Genomic DNA, 15,570 nt, shown 5'->3' with positions numbered 1-15,570 from the left:
GCCGAATTTCATTTTGTCGAGGCAATCGCAATGACACCCGCAACGCCCCTTTGGGAGTTTGTCGATATTACCAAGGCCTATCCCGGTGTCTTGGCGAACGACAAGGTCTGCATCCGGCTTATGCCCGGTTCCATTCATGGGCTGCTGGGCGAAAACGGCTGTGGCAAGTCCACGATGATCAAAACCTTGTCCGGCGTACAGCAACCAGATAGCGGCCAAATCCTGTACAATGGAAAGTCTGTCACAATCAGCGACCCGCAGGCGGCGCGCGATTTGGGCATCGCGACAGTTTTTCAGGAATTCTCGATCGTGCCGACCTTATCGGTTGGCGAAAACATCTTCCTTGGCAATATGCCTCGGTCTCGCTTTGGTGTGATCGATTGGGCCAGGGTCTACGATGAAGCCGCCCGCGTGTTGGCGGAAATGGATGTCGATGTTTCACCCGAAACTATCACCGGTACGCTGTCGGTAGGCGAGCAACAGTTGGTCGAGATCGCGAAAGCCATCGCGATGGATGCCCGCATGATCATCCTTGATGAGCCAACTGCGGCATTGGGCGAAGATGAGATTGAGCGCCTGCACCAGCTTTTGCGAAATATGCGCGAACGCGGCACCGCCATCCTCTATGTTTCTCACAGGCTGGATGAGGTTGAGCGGATCGTCGATGAAGTGACGATCTTACGCAACGGATGCGTTGTGCGCGCAAGTGGTGAGACCAAGATTAACGTCTCTGAGATTGTCAGCGCCATGGTTGGTGAGGACATTGGTGAGCATTATCCCAAAGAGCAGAACGCCACCGATGATATTGTGCTGGAGGCGTCCGGTCTGGCCACAAAATCAGGTGTGAAAGATGTTTCGTTTTCACTGTGCCGAGGCGAGGTTTTGGGCTTGGGCGGCGTCCTGGGCAGTGGCCGCACTGAAATTGCGCGCGCGCTGTTCGGGACCGACGAATTGATTGCCGGGCAAGTAACGCTGAACGGCAAACCGGTTCACTTCCGCCGGGAAATCGATGCGATCCGTGCTGGATTGGCCCTCGTTCCGGAAAACCGCAAGTTTGATGGGTTGTTCTTCAACTTTCGCGCAAGCGGGAACGTAACTGCAGCGTCTTTAGGCGAGCTAAGCCGGTTCGGAGTCTTGAAACTTAGGGTGGAAGAGCAAGCTACCCATGATCTGATCCGCGATCTGGAAATCTCGACCCAGGCCGAAGAAAAAACGGTCAATTTCCTGTCTGGTGGCAATCAGCAGAAGATCGTGATCGCGCGCTGGCTGTTCTCTGCCTCGGACATCCTGATCCTCGATGAGCCGACACAGGGGATCGATATTGGCGCCAAGATCGCCGTCTACAAGCTGATCAACAGGCTCACCCGTGCGGGAAAATCGATCATCCTGATCAGTTCGGACCATGACGAGCTGCTGGCGATGAGTGACCGGATTGCCGTTGTACAACATGGCACAATCGCGCGCACGGTCGATGCATCTGAGCTTACTCATGACGATCTAGTGCGCGCTTCCGCCGACATTTCCCATTCCAAGCCTGAGGAGGCTTTCGCATGAAGCGAATCTTTGACACTCAATTGATTGGGCCATTTGCAGCCATGGTGATCGTCGCTCTGATTGTCGCCCTTACGACAGAGCGCTTTCTGAACCCAGGCAACCTGTCGAACCTGTCCTTGCAGGTGAGCATTGTGGCGTTGATCGCAATTGGATCTACCATCGTGATTTTCGCGGCGGGCATTGATCTGAGTTCAGGGTCGATGGTGGCCTTGCTAACCATGATCCTTGCGCAGTTGTTGAAATTCATCGGTATTCCGTTGGTTTTGGCGCTACCACTCATTCTCTTTATTGGCGGATTGCTCGGTCTTTTCATCGGATTGATAACCGCCTACGGGCGCATTCCGTCGTTCATAACCACACTGGCGGCATTGATTGCCTTTCGAGGCCTTGCGCTGACCTTCAACAATGGCTCGCCGATCTTTTCGCTGGATCCAGCGTTGGAGCCGATCTTTTACGGTAAGCTGTTCGGCGTTCCGTTGCCGTTCTTCTACCTCGTGTTCTTCTATGCCCTTGCCGCGTTCACGATGAACTTCACAAAACTCGGCCGCGAGATCTATGCTGTGGGTGGCAACCCAGCCGCTGCCGTTCTGACAGGCATCAACGTCCGTAAGGTTCAGACCACGACATTTGTCATCGCGGGTTTCATGACGGCTGTCGGGGCCATCCTGATGTCAGCACGCCTCAACTCGGGTTCGCCCAACTATGGCCAGACGTTGGAACTACAGGCCATTGCTGCTGCTGTAGTTGGGGGCGCCAGTCTTGCAGGCGGGCGTGGCAACATCCTCGCCACACTGATGGGAGCGATGACAATCGTTATCGTCCAGAATGGTCTGAACCTGAACGCCGCACCATCTTCCGTTCAGAACATCGTGTTGGGCCTGATTATCTTGATGGCCGTCGGCATAGACATGTGGCGCGCGGAAATCTCGGCCCTCATGGGCCGCATATTTGGCCGCTCGTCGTCACAGCAATCATCAAGCCTAAAAAAGGAAGCCTGAGATGGATCTGGGACTTACAGATAAGCTGGTTCTGGTGACCGGTTCAGGTTCCGGCATCGGCAAAGCCACTGCCCGGGTCTATCTGGAAGAAGGCGCGCGGGTCATCGTGCATGGCCTGACCGAGGCGGAAGTGTCCGCCTGCGTCGATGACCTGTCATCTCTGGGCGAGGTTGAAGGCATTGCGGCCGACCTAACAAAAACCGCTGATGCGGATACTCTGGCGGATTTCGCGCAAGCGCGCGGTACAGTTGATGTGCTGGTCAACAATGTCGGCATCTTTTCGGTCAAACCGTTTGAGGATCTGACCGATGACGACTGGATGCATTACTTCAACATCAACGTCCTGTCCGCCGTTCGGATGAGCCGGATTTTCCTGCCCGAGATGCTACGCCGGGGGGAAGGGTCCATCATCAATATGGCCAGTGAAGCAGCGGTCAAACCACTGCCTCAGATGGTGCACTATTCTGTCACCAAAACTGCCATGTTAGGTCTGACACGTGGCATGGCAGAGCTCACAAAAGGTACGAAAGTCCGGGTTAACTCGATCCTGCCAGGTCCAACCTGGACAGAAGGTGTCGAGGTCTATTTTGACGGCCTCGCCGATCAAAAGGGTGAGCCGCTCGACACGATCGTGGACAATTACTTCAAATCAGATGAACCCACATCGCTCATACAGCGCTTTGTCCAACCAGACGAGGTCGCCCGCATGATCGTCACGATCTCGGCCAGCTCGGCCTCCAACGGTTCTGCGCACCGGATCGAAGGCGGCATCGTTCGTAACATTCTTTAACTGCTAACAAAAGGAGCCTCCCATGGCTGCTCTTACTTTCTCACATATCGGCATCACGGTTCCGGACCTGGAAAAAGCCGTGGAGTTTTATTCCCAAGCATTCGGTCTCTATGTGCTGATGGAACCAACCGAAATCCTGCATGACGAAAGCGCCATTGGTCAGATGTGCGACGATGTGTTTGGGGAAGGTTGGGGAAGCTTCCGCATCGCGCATTTGTCGATGGGAGATGGCGTCGGCATCGAGTTATTCGAATTCCCGAGAACCGTCGAAGAGGAACGTCCGTTTGAATACTGGCGGCGCGGTTTGTTCCATTTCTGCGTGCAGGACGAGGATCTGGAAGGTCGCATCAAGGTCATCGAAGATTTGGGTGGCCGCCAGCGCATGCAACAGGTGCGTAAATATTACCCCGGCGAAAAGCCCTATCGCATGGTCTATATGGAGGACCCGTTTGGCAACATCTTCGAGCTTTACAGTCACTCGTATGAATTGACCTATTCGGCGGGTGCCTATGACTGATCGCGCCAACTTTCCCCCCAGAACGGACAGGCCCAAGGTCGTGATAACCGACTACGATTTTGGCGACGTCACCGTTGAAACGGAAATCCTGGAAGCCGCGGGTGCCGAAGTGATCGCGCTTCAGGCCAAGCGTCAGGAAGACCTGTTCGATGTCGCGCCGCATTGCGCTGCGATGATGAATCAATATGCCCGGATCGGGAAGGAAACGATCACGCGGATGCGCAACTGTGAGGTCATCGCACGATATGGCGTCGGCGTGGATATCGTGGATGTTGGCACGGCCACGGAACAAGGCATCCTCGTCACTAACGTGCAAAACTATTGTACCGAGGAAGTTGCCGATCACGCGATTGCCCTTTGGCTGACTCTTGCTCGCAAGTTACCCGACTATGATCGGGCCACTCATGCAGGGGTCTGGCAGTGGCAAAGCGGACAGCCGGTCTACCGGTTACGTGGGAGGACGATGGGTGTCGTCTCGCTGGGTAAAATCGGGCAAGCCATCGTAGCTCGGGCGCAATCTTTCGGAGTTGCGGTCATCGCTTATGATCCGTATTTGCCAAAAGAAGCTGCCGCGAAGCTTGGGGTCGAGCTGGTGAGCAAGCCCGAATTACTGGCTAGGTCCGACTATATTCTGATGCAGGCTCCGATGACGCCGAACACGCATCACTTTCTGTCTGATGTCGAATTCTCTGTCATGAAACCCGGTGCGATACTCGTGAACACTGGACGCGGACCAACGGTCGACAACAAGGCGCTGTTCCGGGCGCTGACCGAAGGCCATCTGTCTGCTGCAGGGCTCGACGACCCCGAAGAAGAGCCGGCCAAGCGCGCCAACTGGACGCCTGATAACAACCCGTTGTTCACACTGCCCAACGTCCTCGTAACGCCACATGCCGCCTACTATTCCGAGGAATCCATACACGCAGCACGGGTCACCGCGGCCACTCAGGTGGCCAAGGTCCTGACAGGACAAAAACCCGACTACACAGTCAATGCCGACGCATTGGCCGTATCTACCGCATAACAGGAGACAAGAATGCCAGACGTCAGCACGGACCTTAGGGTTTTCAATGATTTAGAAAGAAACCCGGAACTTCTCAAAAAATTCGACAAGGTGTTGGAGGCGTACTCTGCCGCTGCCATTTTTGCGGATGTGCAGTACCGAACAGGTGTGATGGACAGCGCCATCAAGCCTGCTTTCCGCGCCAAGGTGACAGGCCAGGCCGTGACGGTTCAGCTTTCAAAAGGCGATCTGGTCGACCCTTTGAGAGCGCTTGAAATGGGACAACCCGGGGACGTGATCGTCGTGGACGCGGGTGGTGATCGCCAAACTTCGGTCTGTGGCGGCCTCATGGGTGGCCTGGCTAAGAACCGTGGTATCCGCGGCATGATCGTTGATGGCACCGGGCGCGACACAGATGAGCTGGAAGACATCAACTGGCCAATCTGGACGCGCGCGATCACGCCACGTGGTACGCACACGATGTTCTCAGAACGTAAAGAAGAGCTTTCGATCAATGTGCCAATCGCCTGTGGGGGCGTCGTCATAAACCCCGGAGATTTCATTGTAGCTGATCTCATGGGCGTCGTTGTGGTTCCACAGGAAATCGCCGAAGAAACCGTGCGCCTTGCTCAAGAGCAAGCTGACCGAGAGGAGGAAACCCGTAAATGGGTGGCCCAAGGCAAAACCGTCGAGGATCTGCTGAATGAATTCGGTCGCATCTGAGCCAGCGCTGATCGGCGTAGATTGGGGCACTTCATCGTTCCGTGCATTTCTCATTGGTGCAGAAGGCGAAGTGATCGATGGGGTCTCGTCGCCTGAAGGCATAATGCAGGTTGCAGGACAAACGTTTGAGTCGGTTCTTGATCGTCTCATCGGCCCTTGGGTCACTAAAGAAAACCTGCCGATCCTGGCATCTGGCATGATCACCAGCCGCAATGGCTGGGTAGAAACGCAGTATGCCGAAATGCCGCTCGGCGCGGGCGGTCTTGCACGGGCTCTGGTCCCTCATGACGCAACCAGTGGAGCACGCATTCACTTTGTAACGGGTGCTTCGACCGAACATGCCGGAGGACCGGACGTCATGCGCGGCGAAGAAACCCAGATCATTGGGGCCTCTTCGCTGGGTTTAAGCGAAGGCACGTTTGTGATGCCGGGAACTCACAGCAAATGGGTTCAGGTTGCAGGCGGGAAAATCGTAGATTTTTCGACTTACATGACGGGTGAGATCTTCTCTGCGCTGAAAGGGCACACAATCCTCGGGACCTTGATGAAGGACGATACCTTCAGTGAGGAGGCGTTCACAATGGGTGTAAAAGCCGGCCTCGATGGAACGTCGAACTTGCTGCACAGCCTTTTCCATGTCCGGACGCTTCCTCTCATGGGCAAAATTCCAAAGGTTGCAACGGCTGACTACCTGTCAGGTTTGTTGATCGGTACCGAAGTAGCTGCTGCAACGGGTGAATTGAACGAAGTTGGGACAATCACTGTTGTAGGACGTAGCGATTTGTCAGACCGCTACGAAATTGCTCTTCGAATAGCCGGTTTCGAAAGTCGTCGCGCGCCAGATGATATAGTGGCAAAGGGGCATTTCCTGATCGCACGCGCTGCGGGGTTACTCGGATGATTGACCTTACTGCAGCCCTTGCGGCAAATCCGCTGATCGCGATTTTGCGGGGGCTGGCACCAGAAAATGCGCGCCCGGTGTCTGATGTGCTCTTCGATGCCGGGTTTCGGATTATTGAAGTGCCGCTCAACTCACCGGACCCGCAGGAATTGATTGCGCAGATCGTTGCGAAACATGGCGCTCAAGCCATAGTCGGCGCTGGCACAGTGTTGACTACGGATCAGGTCGGGGCGGTCGCAGATGCAGGCGGGCGGATCATCGTGTCGCCTAATATGAACCCGGACATCGGGCGCGCGGCTGTCGCACGGGGTCTGTATTGGTGTCCGGGCGTCATGACCCCCTCCGAGGCCTTAACGGCATTGGATATCGGAGCTTCGGTGCTCAAATTCTTTCCGGCGGAAATGGTGCCCCCCGCTGCCATAGCGGCTATGCGCGCCGTATTGCCTGCAGACGCAGTCGTCGCTGCGGTAGGTGGCATAACGCCGGATACGATGGCGTCGTATCATGCTGCGGGTGCAGATGGATATGGGCTGGGCTCCGCACTGTTCAAACCGAGCTATACATTGGATGATATCGACAGGCGCGCGCGCGCCTTCACCAGTGTATTGGAGGAACTTGGATGAAGCAGGCCCTTGTTACGGGTGGTACGCGAGGGATCGGTGCGGGTGTTTCGCGATCGCTGGCTGAGGCAGGCTGGTCCGTCATCGCTGCATCTGCGTCCCAATCCGAGTTGGATGCGTTCGTGCCCCAGGACGGGATCAAGGTACAGACCCTGGATGTGACTGATCAGGTCTCTGTCGATACAGTGTTTAGCGATCTTACGCGTCTTGATGCTTTGGTGAACTGCGCAGGTATTCTTATGCGTGAAGAAGAATACAACATCGACGTATTTGCCAAGGTGCTTGATGTGAACCTGACCGGTACGATGCGCTGCTGCCTCGCCGCACATCCGTTGCTGACGGAAACAGGTGGGGCCATCGTCAATACCGCCTCCATGCTCAGCACCTTTGGTGGGCCTTTGGTTCCAGCCTATTCCGCTTCCAAGGGCGGCGTTGCACAATTGACCAAGGCGCTTGCAGGTCGCTGGGCCGAACACGGCGTCCGGGTCAATGCCATCGCGCCAGGGTGGATCGAAACAGAGATGACCCAAGGCCTACGGGAAGACCCGGCGCGAACGGCAGGAATCATGGCGCGCACGCCTATGAAACGCTGGGGAAAACCCGAAGAGGTCGGCGCGCTTGTGCAATGGCTTTTGAGTGAAAACGCCGGCTTTGTGACCGGATCGATCTATCCGGTCGATGGCGGCTATCTCGCTATGTGAGGAAAATCAATGAATGACGACGACACCGCCCGAATGCCTTATCAATTGCCGTTCCCCAAGGATGCGCAAGAAGAAATCGTGATCCCGAACGCGATGAGCGAGGACGAAAGGCTATGGGTTCCGCAGGCCGAAAACGTCTGGTTCCGACCGCTCTGTCTGAACCGCTCGCAAGGCTATTGGATGAACCTTCTCAAAGTGCGCAAAGCTGGTGTTCTTTCGCGGCACCGCCATCCGCAACCTGTCCACGGCTTTGTCCTTAAAGGACGTTGGCATTATCTGGAACATGATTGGGTGGCGGAAGAAGGGGGTTATGTCTTTGAGCCGCCGGGCGAGACACATACTTTGGTCGTCCCGGACGATGTCGAAGAGATGGTCACATATTTTCAGGTCAATGGCGTGATGTGCTATGTTGATCCGTGGGGCAAGGTCACTGGCTACGAAGATGTCTTTACCAAGATTGATCTGTGCCGAAAACACTTTGCGGAAGTAGGACTTGGAGAAGACTACGTTGAACAATTCATCCGGTGACGCGTCGCGTTTCGCGCTAGTAGCTCATGATGCGCGAAAGGACGAAATCGTTGAATGGGTGGGTCTACAACAGTCCCGCCTGTTCGGCGTGCAAATCTTTTCGACAGGGACAACCGGCGGTCGACTAAAAGAGGCCTTTCCAGAGCTGAATGTGACTTGCCTGAAAAGTGGACCGCTCGGGGGTGATCAACAGATCGGCGCTATGATCTGTGAAGAGAAACTGGATGCATTGATTTTCTTTGTCGACCCTTTGTCACCAATGCCGCACGATGTTGATGTTAAAGCTCTGACCCGCCTGGCGACGGTCTATAACCTGCCGATGGCTTGTTCGCGTTCAACTGCGGATCTGATCGTTAATGGATTGCTTGACGAGGCGATGAGCGGGTGTGTGTGATACGCGGTGCTTAGCGAAGGGTGATTAGCCACTCTTGAGAAGGTGCTCGGCCAAGTTGTCGAGGTTTTCAGCGCCCAACTGGCTCATATTGGCCTCAATGTCTGCTTTCAGGATGTGAACGAGATGGTCGACCCCTCGCGCTCCAAACGCTGCGACAGCATATTGAAAGGCGCGTCCGACCATGACGAAATCTGCACCTTTCGCCAGGGCGCGCATGATATCCAATCCCCAGGCGACGCCGGAATCGTAGATAAGTGGCATGTCTGTACCGACCGCTTCGCGAATAATCGGCAATTGATCAATCACAGCGGGCCCGGCTTCGAATTGACGCCCGGAGTGGTTTGAAACCCAGATACAGTCCACGCCCTCGGCCACCATTTTTTGCGCGTCCTCGGACCGCAGGACTCCCTTGACGATCAAGTTGCCCTCCCACTCCTGCCGCAGCTCGCGTAGGTGTGCGAAAGAAAAATACCAGATTCGGCGCAATCAATGACTTAGCTGTCGTTGAATGGCAAAACTATGTGTCGCCCGACATCCTGTTGAACGTCACACGAACCGGACCCAACCGTCATAGTTGGACCAGAAACGGGTGAACGTTCGACATCGGAAGGCACCCCCCGATGTTGGCCATCAGTTGAATTTGACCTTTGCGTCTTAAACTGATCCAGAATCCCTATTTTGATACTCCCGCAATGACTTTGTTTGACCTGGCTTCCCTTTTGGAAAATCAGGGCTGATTTGCAGATCAGACAGCGAAGCTGCCTGTTCCTGCTGATCTGCCACGTGGCGAACGCGGGAGGGGGCGAGGCAATGCTATTCGACAGGGGTGGTGCGGACCGGAGGCGCAGCAGAGGACACGGCCCTGTCTAATAGGGTTGCCCGAGGGGGAGGGCTGCGCCCTCACCCTGACGGCCAGGGGTGTTTGGCTTGTACAAATCCCGCTGACCTAGGAAAGGAAAGCGGCGGGGAGGATGACCCGCCACCATTGGCGATTGTTAAATTCTGTCATACCGCAAAAGTGACAGTCGGTCCCATGCGGACTTTGACGGTGAGGACACGTTTCTGCAGTGCGGAACCTCATTCCGGACATTAGTTGGTCAACGCAGCGATACATCTGACATGTTTATGCTTTTGTTCAACTAATGGCTGAGTAATATAGGGAAATTCGAGCAAAAAAGTGGATTAGGGAATGCCGGCGAGTCCCGAGGCAACAGGTGATACTGGATATACATTTGAAGACTCAGTTGTCGCTACGTATTTGACGAGCCTTTTGATCGAGGGCGGCGCACGCGGTATCTCCGAGGCCATTGCAGATAGCGTTTTTCTCCAGAGAGCTGCGTTGGGCGAACCACTGGACGATGTAATCGTTACTGTCTCAGATCGCTACGGACGACCCGCCAAGTTAGCACTACAGGTAAAGCAAAGCCCCACCCTCAGTTCCGCAGAGGGCAATAAGGGCCGTCACCAACGTCGGTTCTTCGGATTAAGCTAAGATAGATGCCGCACCACCGCATGACCGCAGTAAGCCCAATTTGACCAATAGCCCGTCCTTGGTGAATGGTGGCTTATTGGGATGTCTTAATTTTTCGGCTAGAAATCGCATGGATTGTGACACCCCGCTTGCCTAACCTATTTACGAAGGGAGACCAGATTGAAACGCCGTCTCACCGCGATCCTCGCCATAGATGCTGTGGGGTATTCCCGTTTAATGGGTCGGAATGAGGTGGGCACATTGGCCGCACTTAAGCGGCACCGCTTAGAATTGATCGATCCCAAAGCGTTTCAATACAACGGTCATACGATCAAGTTGATGGGCGATGGCGCGTTGATGGAGTTTGCCAGTGCTGTCGATGCCGTGCGATTTGCGGTTGAAGTGCAATGCGCCATGTCCGACAGGAATGCGGATGTGCCCGAGGATGAGCGCATAGATTTCCGAATAGGTATCAACGTAGGTGACGTCATCGACGAAGATGGCGACATCCATGGCGATGGCGTCAATGTCGCGGCACGACTTGAAGGGTTGGCTACTTCCGGTGGTGTTAGCGTCCATCAAAATGTGCGCAACCAGGTGCGCGACAAGCTGGATCTGGATTTTGAAGATCAGGGTGAAGTTGACGCCAAGAACATTGAACGACCAATCCCGGTGTTTCACGTCGTGCTGAATGAAAAGGCGGCAAACCTGACGACATCCATAGTCTCGCCCCCGCAGAGTCTAAGAACACGCGCAAAGCGCATGGTCGTACCAGTTTTTCTGGCACTTCTTATCTTTACAGGAATCCTATGGTGGCAGCTCAACGGGCTGGAATTTGAACCGTTAGAGGCGGCGGAAATGAAGCAACCTCTTCCCGAAAAACCGTCGATCGCAGTGTTGGCCTTCAGTGACCTGAGCCAGGGCGCGAACAAAGACTATCTAAGCGACGCGATCAGCGAGGAGATCATCTCCAAGCTCTCACGGTTTTCCGAGTTCTTTGTCATCGCACGTAATTCAAGCTTCTATTACAATGGCAAGGCAATGGACGTTCGAGAAATCGCCAAAGAACTTGGCGTCCGCTATATCCTTGAAGGCAGCCAACAAAAATCCGGAGACCAGTTACGGGTCACAGCGCAGTTGATAGACGCAACCGCTGGAAACGCGATCTGGGTGGAGACCTATGATCGCAACATGGCGGACATATTTGCCCTGCAAGATGAAATCACCCGGACCATTGTTGCGGCTCTGGAACAGAGTATCAACCTCGCAGAATATGACCGCCTGCTGCGCCAGCCAACCGAGAGTCTGCAGGCCTACGAACTCATTTATCTCAGCCGGGCAGAACGATTGAAATTCACACCGGAAGGTCACGCGGAAGCGTTAAGTCTGGCTGAAAATGCGCTGGTATTCGACCCGGGGTACTCGGCGGCATATTTCAGTATGGCGTGGGTGCACATCAACTGTTTCCGTTGGGGGTGGTGTGCCGACAGACCGCGAGAGGACGCGCTGAAACAAGCGTTTGCTATGGCCGAAAAAGCTGTTGAGCTTGATCCCGAAAGCTCTCTGGCACATTGGGTTTTGGCAAGTGCCAAAATGCAATCGGGCGACCTTGAACAAGCCGAAGTTGAATACAACCGGGCCATCGCCCTCAATCCAAACTCCGCCGGGGTCTTGGCCGACTCTACAGAGGTGTTGGTTTATCTTGGTCGGGTAGACGAAGCTCTTGGGCGCATTAAGTCCGCGATCCGTCTCAACCCCCATCATCCTGATTGGTATTTATGGACGCTTGCGTGGGCACAGTATTTTTCTGGAGAGTATGAAGAAGGGCTAGCCTCAATAGACCAGATGACGAGGATGCCAAATCTTGCGCGCCGCACACAAGCTGCGCTCTATGTACGGCTGGGTCGGATTGAGGATGCTCAGGCCGTGATTGATGAACTGCTGAAAAACGAACCTGATCACACGCTCGACGATCTAAGGCATAGCCTGAAGGGGAAGTTTCGCGATTCAAGCGTTGGCGAGCGCTTTGTTGAAGACTTACGCAAGGCGGGGTTGCGGGATCGGAAGTCGGAATAACCGCCAAAGAAGTTGTCGAGGTGGATGCATGCTAGCTGCCATTGAGGAACGCGAAGCAAATTTACACTTTGTCCGCCTCTTCGGACCTCCGTCCGTCTTCCAGCTTCGTTCGCGCAGCGAATGTCTCCTTTGACGGGCCGCGCCGCAGCGACGATGCCCACAGATCAACGGCTACTAGGGCCGCTCGTGTCGCCAACTGAGGTTGAAATTGTGCGGATGCTGCGCAGCATCTGATGGCGGCTGTGAGTCCAATTTGGCCGATGTTTGGCTGACTTCAAATGGCAACAATGCTTGGACGGCCCTACCTTGCAAAGTTTGGCGGACGGCCCCAAAAAGACGTTGACGTGTCTGTTCACTCGCATTGCTACCTATAACAAAAAGTGCTGCAATGCGGCTGGGGGAAAGTCACCTAGACACTCTCCGTTGTATTTCGCTTATTCGCGACCAATGCTGGAAATCGCGAAAGGCGGATGAGGCCGCCTTTCGATAAATTGTACGTTAGAGCTGGGTTATCTGTTGAGGAACTCCAGCTCATACTTATCCGCAACATCGGGCAAGGGATGTTCGGCATGAAGCGATTTGACGATGCCGTAGATCATGAACAGTAAGATCACGGCAATTGGCAGCCCGGCGACGATTGAAGCCGTCTGGAGCGCGCTCAAGCCGCCAGCTAGCATCAGAACTCCAGCCACAACGCCTGCCGTAATCCCCCAGAAAACACGGAACTTGACCGGTGGGTGTTCGTCACCCATCGACAGCATTGTGCACATCACCAACGTCCCCGAGTCAGAAGACGTGACGAACCACGAAATCAGCAGGACTGTGATCAGTACGGTGATCGGATAAACCAGCCAAGTATAGCCAAATCCTTTGACTGTTTGGAACACGCCAGCCGCATAGTCGTTGTTAACTGCTTCGACGACGCCCGCGTCATAGAACAGATCAACGCCTGCGGCAGCGCCACCAAAGACCCCCATCCACAGCATCACAACCGATGTCGGAATTAGAAGCACGCAATAGCAGAACTGCTTGATTGTCCGACCTTTGGACACGCGTGCAATGAACAGGCCCACAAACGGACACCATGCGATCCACCAGCCCCAATAGAAGATCGTCCACCAGCTCTGCCATTGGTTCTCGGGCTCACCATTGATCCAGAAGCCCATCGGGATCACTGTCCACAAGTAGTCGCCAAAGCCGGATATCGTGATGCCCAGCAAAAATGCTGTCGGCCCCAGGATTATGAAAAGGATCAGCAGTCCAATACTTGCCATAACGTTGGCCTCGGACAAGATGCGCACGCCTTTGCCAACGCCGGAGGCAGCGGAAGCTGTACCGAGACAGGTAATGACTGCGACAAGGATTAACTGATTTGTTTGGGTATTGGCCATCCAGCCCAGGTCTTCAAGACCAGCAGCGATCGGCGTTACACCCAATCCCAATGAGGTGGCCAGGCCAAATATGGTACCAAATACTCCGATCAAGTCGACGAGGTGCCCCCAAGGACCGTATATCCGCTCCTTGAGCACCGGATAAAGCGCCGTGCGCAGTGTAAGTGGCAACCCATGACGATAAGAAAAATATGCGAGAGATAGTCCGACCAGCACATACAGAGCCCAACCGTGGAACCCCCAATGGAAGTTTGTAATCGTAACGGCGGACACTGCCGCACCGACCGACCCGGGTTCGATTCCTGCACGATCGAGAAAAGGGCTGCCTTGAATATGGAACATCGGCTCAGCCACGCCCCAATAGATCAGCCCAGATCCCAAGCCGGCACTAAACAACATGCAGATCCATGAAAACGTCGAAAAATCGGGCTCGTCGTCATCTTTACCCAGTTTCACATGACCGAACCGGCTGATCATCAGCCAAATCACAAAGAACAGTGCTACGTTGACGACCAGTACGTAAAACCAGTCCAAACTGCCGATGATAAAATCCTTGCCTGACGCAAAGATCGCACTTGAAGCCTCGACATCGCGAATTGTGAAGAACACAAACCCCAATATCATTACCATTGAAGCGATACCCATCGTCGGGTTCATACCTTTGAACAAGCCGCTTTTTGCAACAAGATTGTCAGGTTTCTGTGTCGATTGATCACTCATTTTGCACCTCTTAGCCCTGTTGTTTCGGCTTACCGTGTTGATCCTGCAGCGCCTTGACGTTCAGACGTCACGAGCCAAGACTGAAACGCTTCCTCCAGACGCGCATGGTTGTTTGCCCACCATTCAGCGTCTGACAGAATGTAAAGATTGTCCTCATACGCCGGGCCGTTCGGAATACGCGCCAAAACGTCATCTGACAGGAGTGCCATTGAGGATTTACGGGTCGGACCATTTGGTAAGTGCCCAACCATGTCTGCCAGTGAATTTGAGCTGCTGGCAAAGCGAATGAAGTCGATGGCGCCTTCCTTGTTCTGACTTCCCTTTGGAATACCAAACAAATCCAGTTCGATCACACGGCCGTCCATATTGACGGTGAAATCTGCGCCCTCTTCCTGCGCAGCGGTCGCGCCTGTTGTTGCCCAAATTGAAGACATCGCTACGTCACCAGCGTTCAGCATGCGCACCGGTTCACGACCGGTTTCCCAGATTTGCAAACCGGATTTTATTCCGTCCATCTTTTTCAGGGCGCGCTCAACGCCTTCCTCGGTTTCAAGTGTTGGGTATACATCTTCGCGCGCCACGCCATCAGCCATAATAGCCCACTCCATAATCACTGTCGGATCATTTCGGATCGCGCGTGGACCTGGATAGGTTTCGGTGTCGAAGAAATCAGCGATGGTTGAGGGAGGCGTGTCCGCAAATTGAGAACTGTTAAATGCGTATGCGGTTCCCCAGACAATGACACCGACACCACAGTCGTTCAGGGCGCCTTCGACGAAATCGTCTCGAAATGGGGTGCCATCCACACCATCAGGCAGTTCAATGTTAGAGATATTCTCCAAAAGCCCCTCTTCACAGGCACGAAGAGAGTCCGCCTGTGTCAGGTCAACCACATCCCAAATCACATTCGCACTTTCGACCTGATCGCGGATTTCCGAAATGCCGCCATTGTAATGTGCAACATGCACTTTGGCGTTGTTCGCCTCTTCATAGGGGCGCACAAAGCCAAGCATCTGACTTCGCATATAAGGGCCGGTCCAAGATGTGAACGTGATGGTCGGCCCGGGTTCTGGGATCGTGACGTCACCTTCAGAAGTACTTTGTGCTATTACGTTGCTCGCAGAGAGAGACGTAAACAGCACGGCTATCAAAATCTGACAGCCTCTGACTGCGTTTGGATTAC

15 protein-coding genes are annotated in these 15,570 nt (G+C 54.4%); 12 read left to right on the top strand and 3 right to left on the bottom strand.

The window, feature by feature from the left end:
• The first annotated feature begins 30 nt into the window (after nucleotides 1-30).
• Genes SJY13_RS07185 through SJY13_RS07135 form a run of 11 tightly spaced genes read left to right on the top strand, consistent with a single transcriptional unit; the run spans nucleotide 31 to nucleotide 8,729 of the window.
• Nucleotides 31-1,554, top strand: a complete 1,524-nt coding sequence (locus tag SJY13_RS07185) for a sugar ABC transporter ATP-binding protein (RefSeq protein WP_377189509.1) — start codon at nucleotides 31-33, stop codon at nucleotides 1,552-1,554.
• Nucleotides 1,551-2,552 carry an ABC transporter permease gene (locus SJY13_RS07180; protein ID WP_377189506.1) on the top strand — a complete coding sequence of 334 codons (1,002 nt, stop codon included), beginning with the start codon at nucleotides 1,551-1,553 and terminating at the stop codon, nucleotides 2,550-2,552. Before SJY13_RS07185 ends, SJY13_RS07180 begins: the two co-directional genes overlap by 4 nt.
• Before the next feature lies 1 nt (nucleotide 2,553).
• On the top strand, nucleotides 2,554-3,342 hold the full coding sequence (locus tag SJY13_RS07175) for an SDR family NAD(P)-dependent oxidoreductase (protein WP_377189503.1): 789 nt from the start codon (nucleotides 2,554-2,556) through the stop codon (nucleotides 3,340-3,342).
• Nucleotides 3,343-3,364: 22 nt separating this feature from the next.
• Nucleotides 3,365-3,859: a lactoylglutathione lyase family protein gene (locus tag SJY13_RS07170; RefSeq protein ID WP_058276296.1), complete on the top strand. Its 495-nt coding sequence runs from the start codon at nucleotides 3,365-3,367 to the stop codon at nucleotides 3,857-3,859.
• Nucleotides 3,852-4,883, top strand: a complete 1,032-nt coding sequence (locus SJY13_RS07165; protein WP_377189499.1) for a C-terminal binding protein — start codon at nucleotides 3,852-3,854, stop codon at nucleotides 4,881-4,883. Before SJY13_RS07170 ends, SJY13_RS07165 begins: the two co-directional genes overlap by 8 nt.
• 12 nt (nucleotides 4,884-4,895) lie before the next feature.
• Nucleotides 4,896-5,585, top strand: coding sequence for an RraA family protein (locus tag SJY13_RS07160; RefSeq protein WP_377189496.1), 690 nt, complete (start codon nucleotides 4,896-4,898; stop codon nucleotides 5,583-5,585).
• Nucleotides 5,566-6,486, top strand: a complete 921-nt coding sequence (locus SJY13_RS07155) for a 2-dehydro-3-deoxygalactonokinase (RefSeq protein WP_377189493.1) — start codon at nucleotides 5,566-5,568, stop codon at nucleotides 6,484-6,486. Before SJY13_RS07160 ends, SJY13_RS07155 begins: the two co-directional genes overlap by 20 nt.
• Nucleotides 6,483-7,109, top strand: a complete 627-nt coding sequence (locus SJY13_RS07150; protein WP_377189490.1) for a 2-dehydro-3-deoxy-6-phosphogalactonate aldolase — start codon at nucleotides 6,483-6,485, stop codon at nucleotides 7,107-7,109. The genes SJY13_RS07155 and SJY13_RS07150 overlap by 4 nt, the downstream gene beginning before the upstream one ends.
• Nucleotides 7,106-7,807, top strand: a complete 702-nt coding sequence (locus SJY13_RS07145) for an SDR family NAD(P)-dependent oxidoreductase (protein ID WP_377189487.1) — start codon at nucleotides 7,106-7,108, stop codon at nucleotides 7,805-7,807. Before SJY13_RS07150 ends, SJY13_RS07145 begins: the two co-directional genes overlap by 4 nt.
• A 9-nt stretch (nucleotides 7,808-7,816) precedes the next feature.
• Nucleotides 7,817-8,335 carry a 2,4'-dihydroxyacetophenone dioxygenase family protein gene (locus SJY13_RS07140; protein WP_377189484.1) on the top strand — a complete coding sequence of 173 codons (519 nt, stop codon included), beginning with the start codon at nucleotides 7,817-7,819 and terminating at the stop codon, nucleotides 8,333-8,335.
• On the top strand, nucleotides 8,316-8,729 hold the full coding sequence (locus tag SJY13_RS07135) for a methylglyoxal synthase (protein WP_377189481.1): 414 nt from the start codon (nucleotides 8,316-8,318) through the stop codon (nucleotides 8,727-8,729). Before SJY13_RS07140 ends, SJY13_RS07135 begins: the two co-directional genes overlap by 20 nt.
• A gap of 24 nt (nucleotides 8,730-8,753) precedes the next feature.
• Here the strand turns inward: SJY13_RS07135 and SJY13_RS07130 are convergent, their stop codons facing one another.
• The gene (locus SJY13_RS07130; RefSeq protein ID WP_377189478.1) at nucleotides 8,754-9,149 is read right to left on the bottom strand and encodes an alpha-hydroxy acid oxidase; all 396 of its coding nucleotides are present in this window, start codon (nucleotides 9,147-9,149) and stop codon (nucleotides 8,754-8,756) included.
• A 1,231-nt stretch (nucleotides 9,150-10,380) separates the two neighbouring features.
• Here SJY13_RS07130 and SJY13_RS07125 point away from each other — a divergent pair.
• Entirely contained in the window at nucleotides 10,381-12,276 is a 1,896-nt protein-coding gene (locus SJY13_RS07125; protein WP_377189475.1) for an adenylate/guanylate cyclase domain-containing protein, read from the top strand.
• A gap of 509 nt (nucleotides 12,277-12,785) precedes the next feature.
• Here the strand turns inward: SJY13_RS07125 and SJY13_RS07120 are convergent.
• Entirely contained in the window at nucleotides 12,786-14,387 is a 1,602-nt protein-coding gene (locus SJY13_RS07120; protein WP_234995154.1) for a BCCT family transporter, read from the bottom strand.
• 29 nt (nucleotides 14,388-14,416) lie between these two features.
• Nucleotides 14,417-15,412 carry an extracellular solute-binding protein gene (locus SJY13_RS07115; RefSeq protein WP_377189472.1) on the bottom strand — a complete coding sequence of 332 codons (996 nt, stop codon included), beginning with the start codon at nucleotides 15,410-15,412 and terminating at the stop codon, nucleotides 14,417-14,419.
• Nucleotides 15,413-15,570 lie beyond the last annotated feature (158 nt).

The organism is Ruegeria meonggei (genome assembly GCF_042768335.1).
Classification (GTDB): domain Bacteria; phylum Pseudomonadota; class Alphaproteobacteria; order Rhodobacterales; family Rhodobacteraceae; genus Ruegeria; species Ruegeria meonggei.
The sequence above is the reverse complement of the archived record's forward strand: the minus strand, read 5'-3'. Positions and strand labels throughout refer to the sequence as shown.

Coding starts and splice junctions, on each gene's coding strand:
- SJY13_RS07160 (WP_377189496.1), top strand. CDS start 4,896: ATGCCAGACGTCAGCACGGACCTTAGGGTTTTCAATGATTTAGAAAGA.
- SJY13_RS07180 (WP_377189506.1), top strand. CDS start 1,551: ATGAAGCGAATCTTTGACACTCAATTGATTGGGCCATTTGCAGCCATG.
- SJY13_RS07115 (WP_377189472.1), bottom strand. CDS start 15,412: ATGCGAAGTCAGATGCTTGGCTTTGTGCGCCCCTATGAAGAGGCGAAC.
- SJY13_RS07120 (WP_234995154.1), bottom strand. CDS start 14,387: ATGAGTGATCAATCGACACAGAAACCTGACAATCTTGTTGCAAAAAGC.
- SJY13_RS07175 (WP_377189503.1), top strand. CDS start 2,554: ATGGATCTGGGACTTACAGATAAGCTGGTTCTGGTGACCGGTTCAGGT.
- SJY13_RS07155 (WP_377189493.1), top strand. CDS start 5,566: ATGAATTCGGTCGCATCTGAGCCAGCGCTGATCGGCGTAGATTGGGGC.
- SJY13_RS07150 (WP_377189490.1), top strand. CDS start 6,483: ATGATTGACCTTACTGCAGCCCTTGCGGCAAATCCGCTGATCGCGATT.
- SJY13_RS07165 (WP_377189499.1), top strand. CDS start 3,852: ATGACTGATCGCGCCAACTTTCCCCCCAGAACGGACAGGCCCAAGGTC.
- SJY13_RS07170 (WP_058276296.1), top strand. CDS start 3,365: ATGGCTGCTCTTACTTTCTCACATATCGGCATCACGGTTCCGGACCTG.
- SJY13_RS07145 (WP_377189487.1), top strand. CDS start 7,106: ATGAAGCAGGCCCTTGTTACGGGTGGTACGCGAGGGATCGGTGCGGGT.
- SJY13_RS07140 (WP_377189484.1), top strand. CDS start 7,817: ATGAATGACGACGACACCGCCCGAATGCCTTATCAATTGCCGTTCCCC.
- SJY13_RS07185 (WP_377189509.1), top strand. CDS start 31: ATGACACCCGCAACGCCCCTTTGGGAGTTTGTCGATATTACCAAGGCC.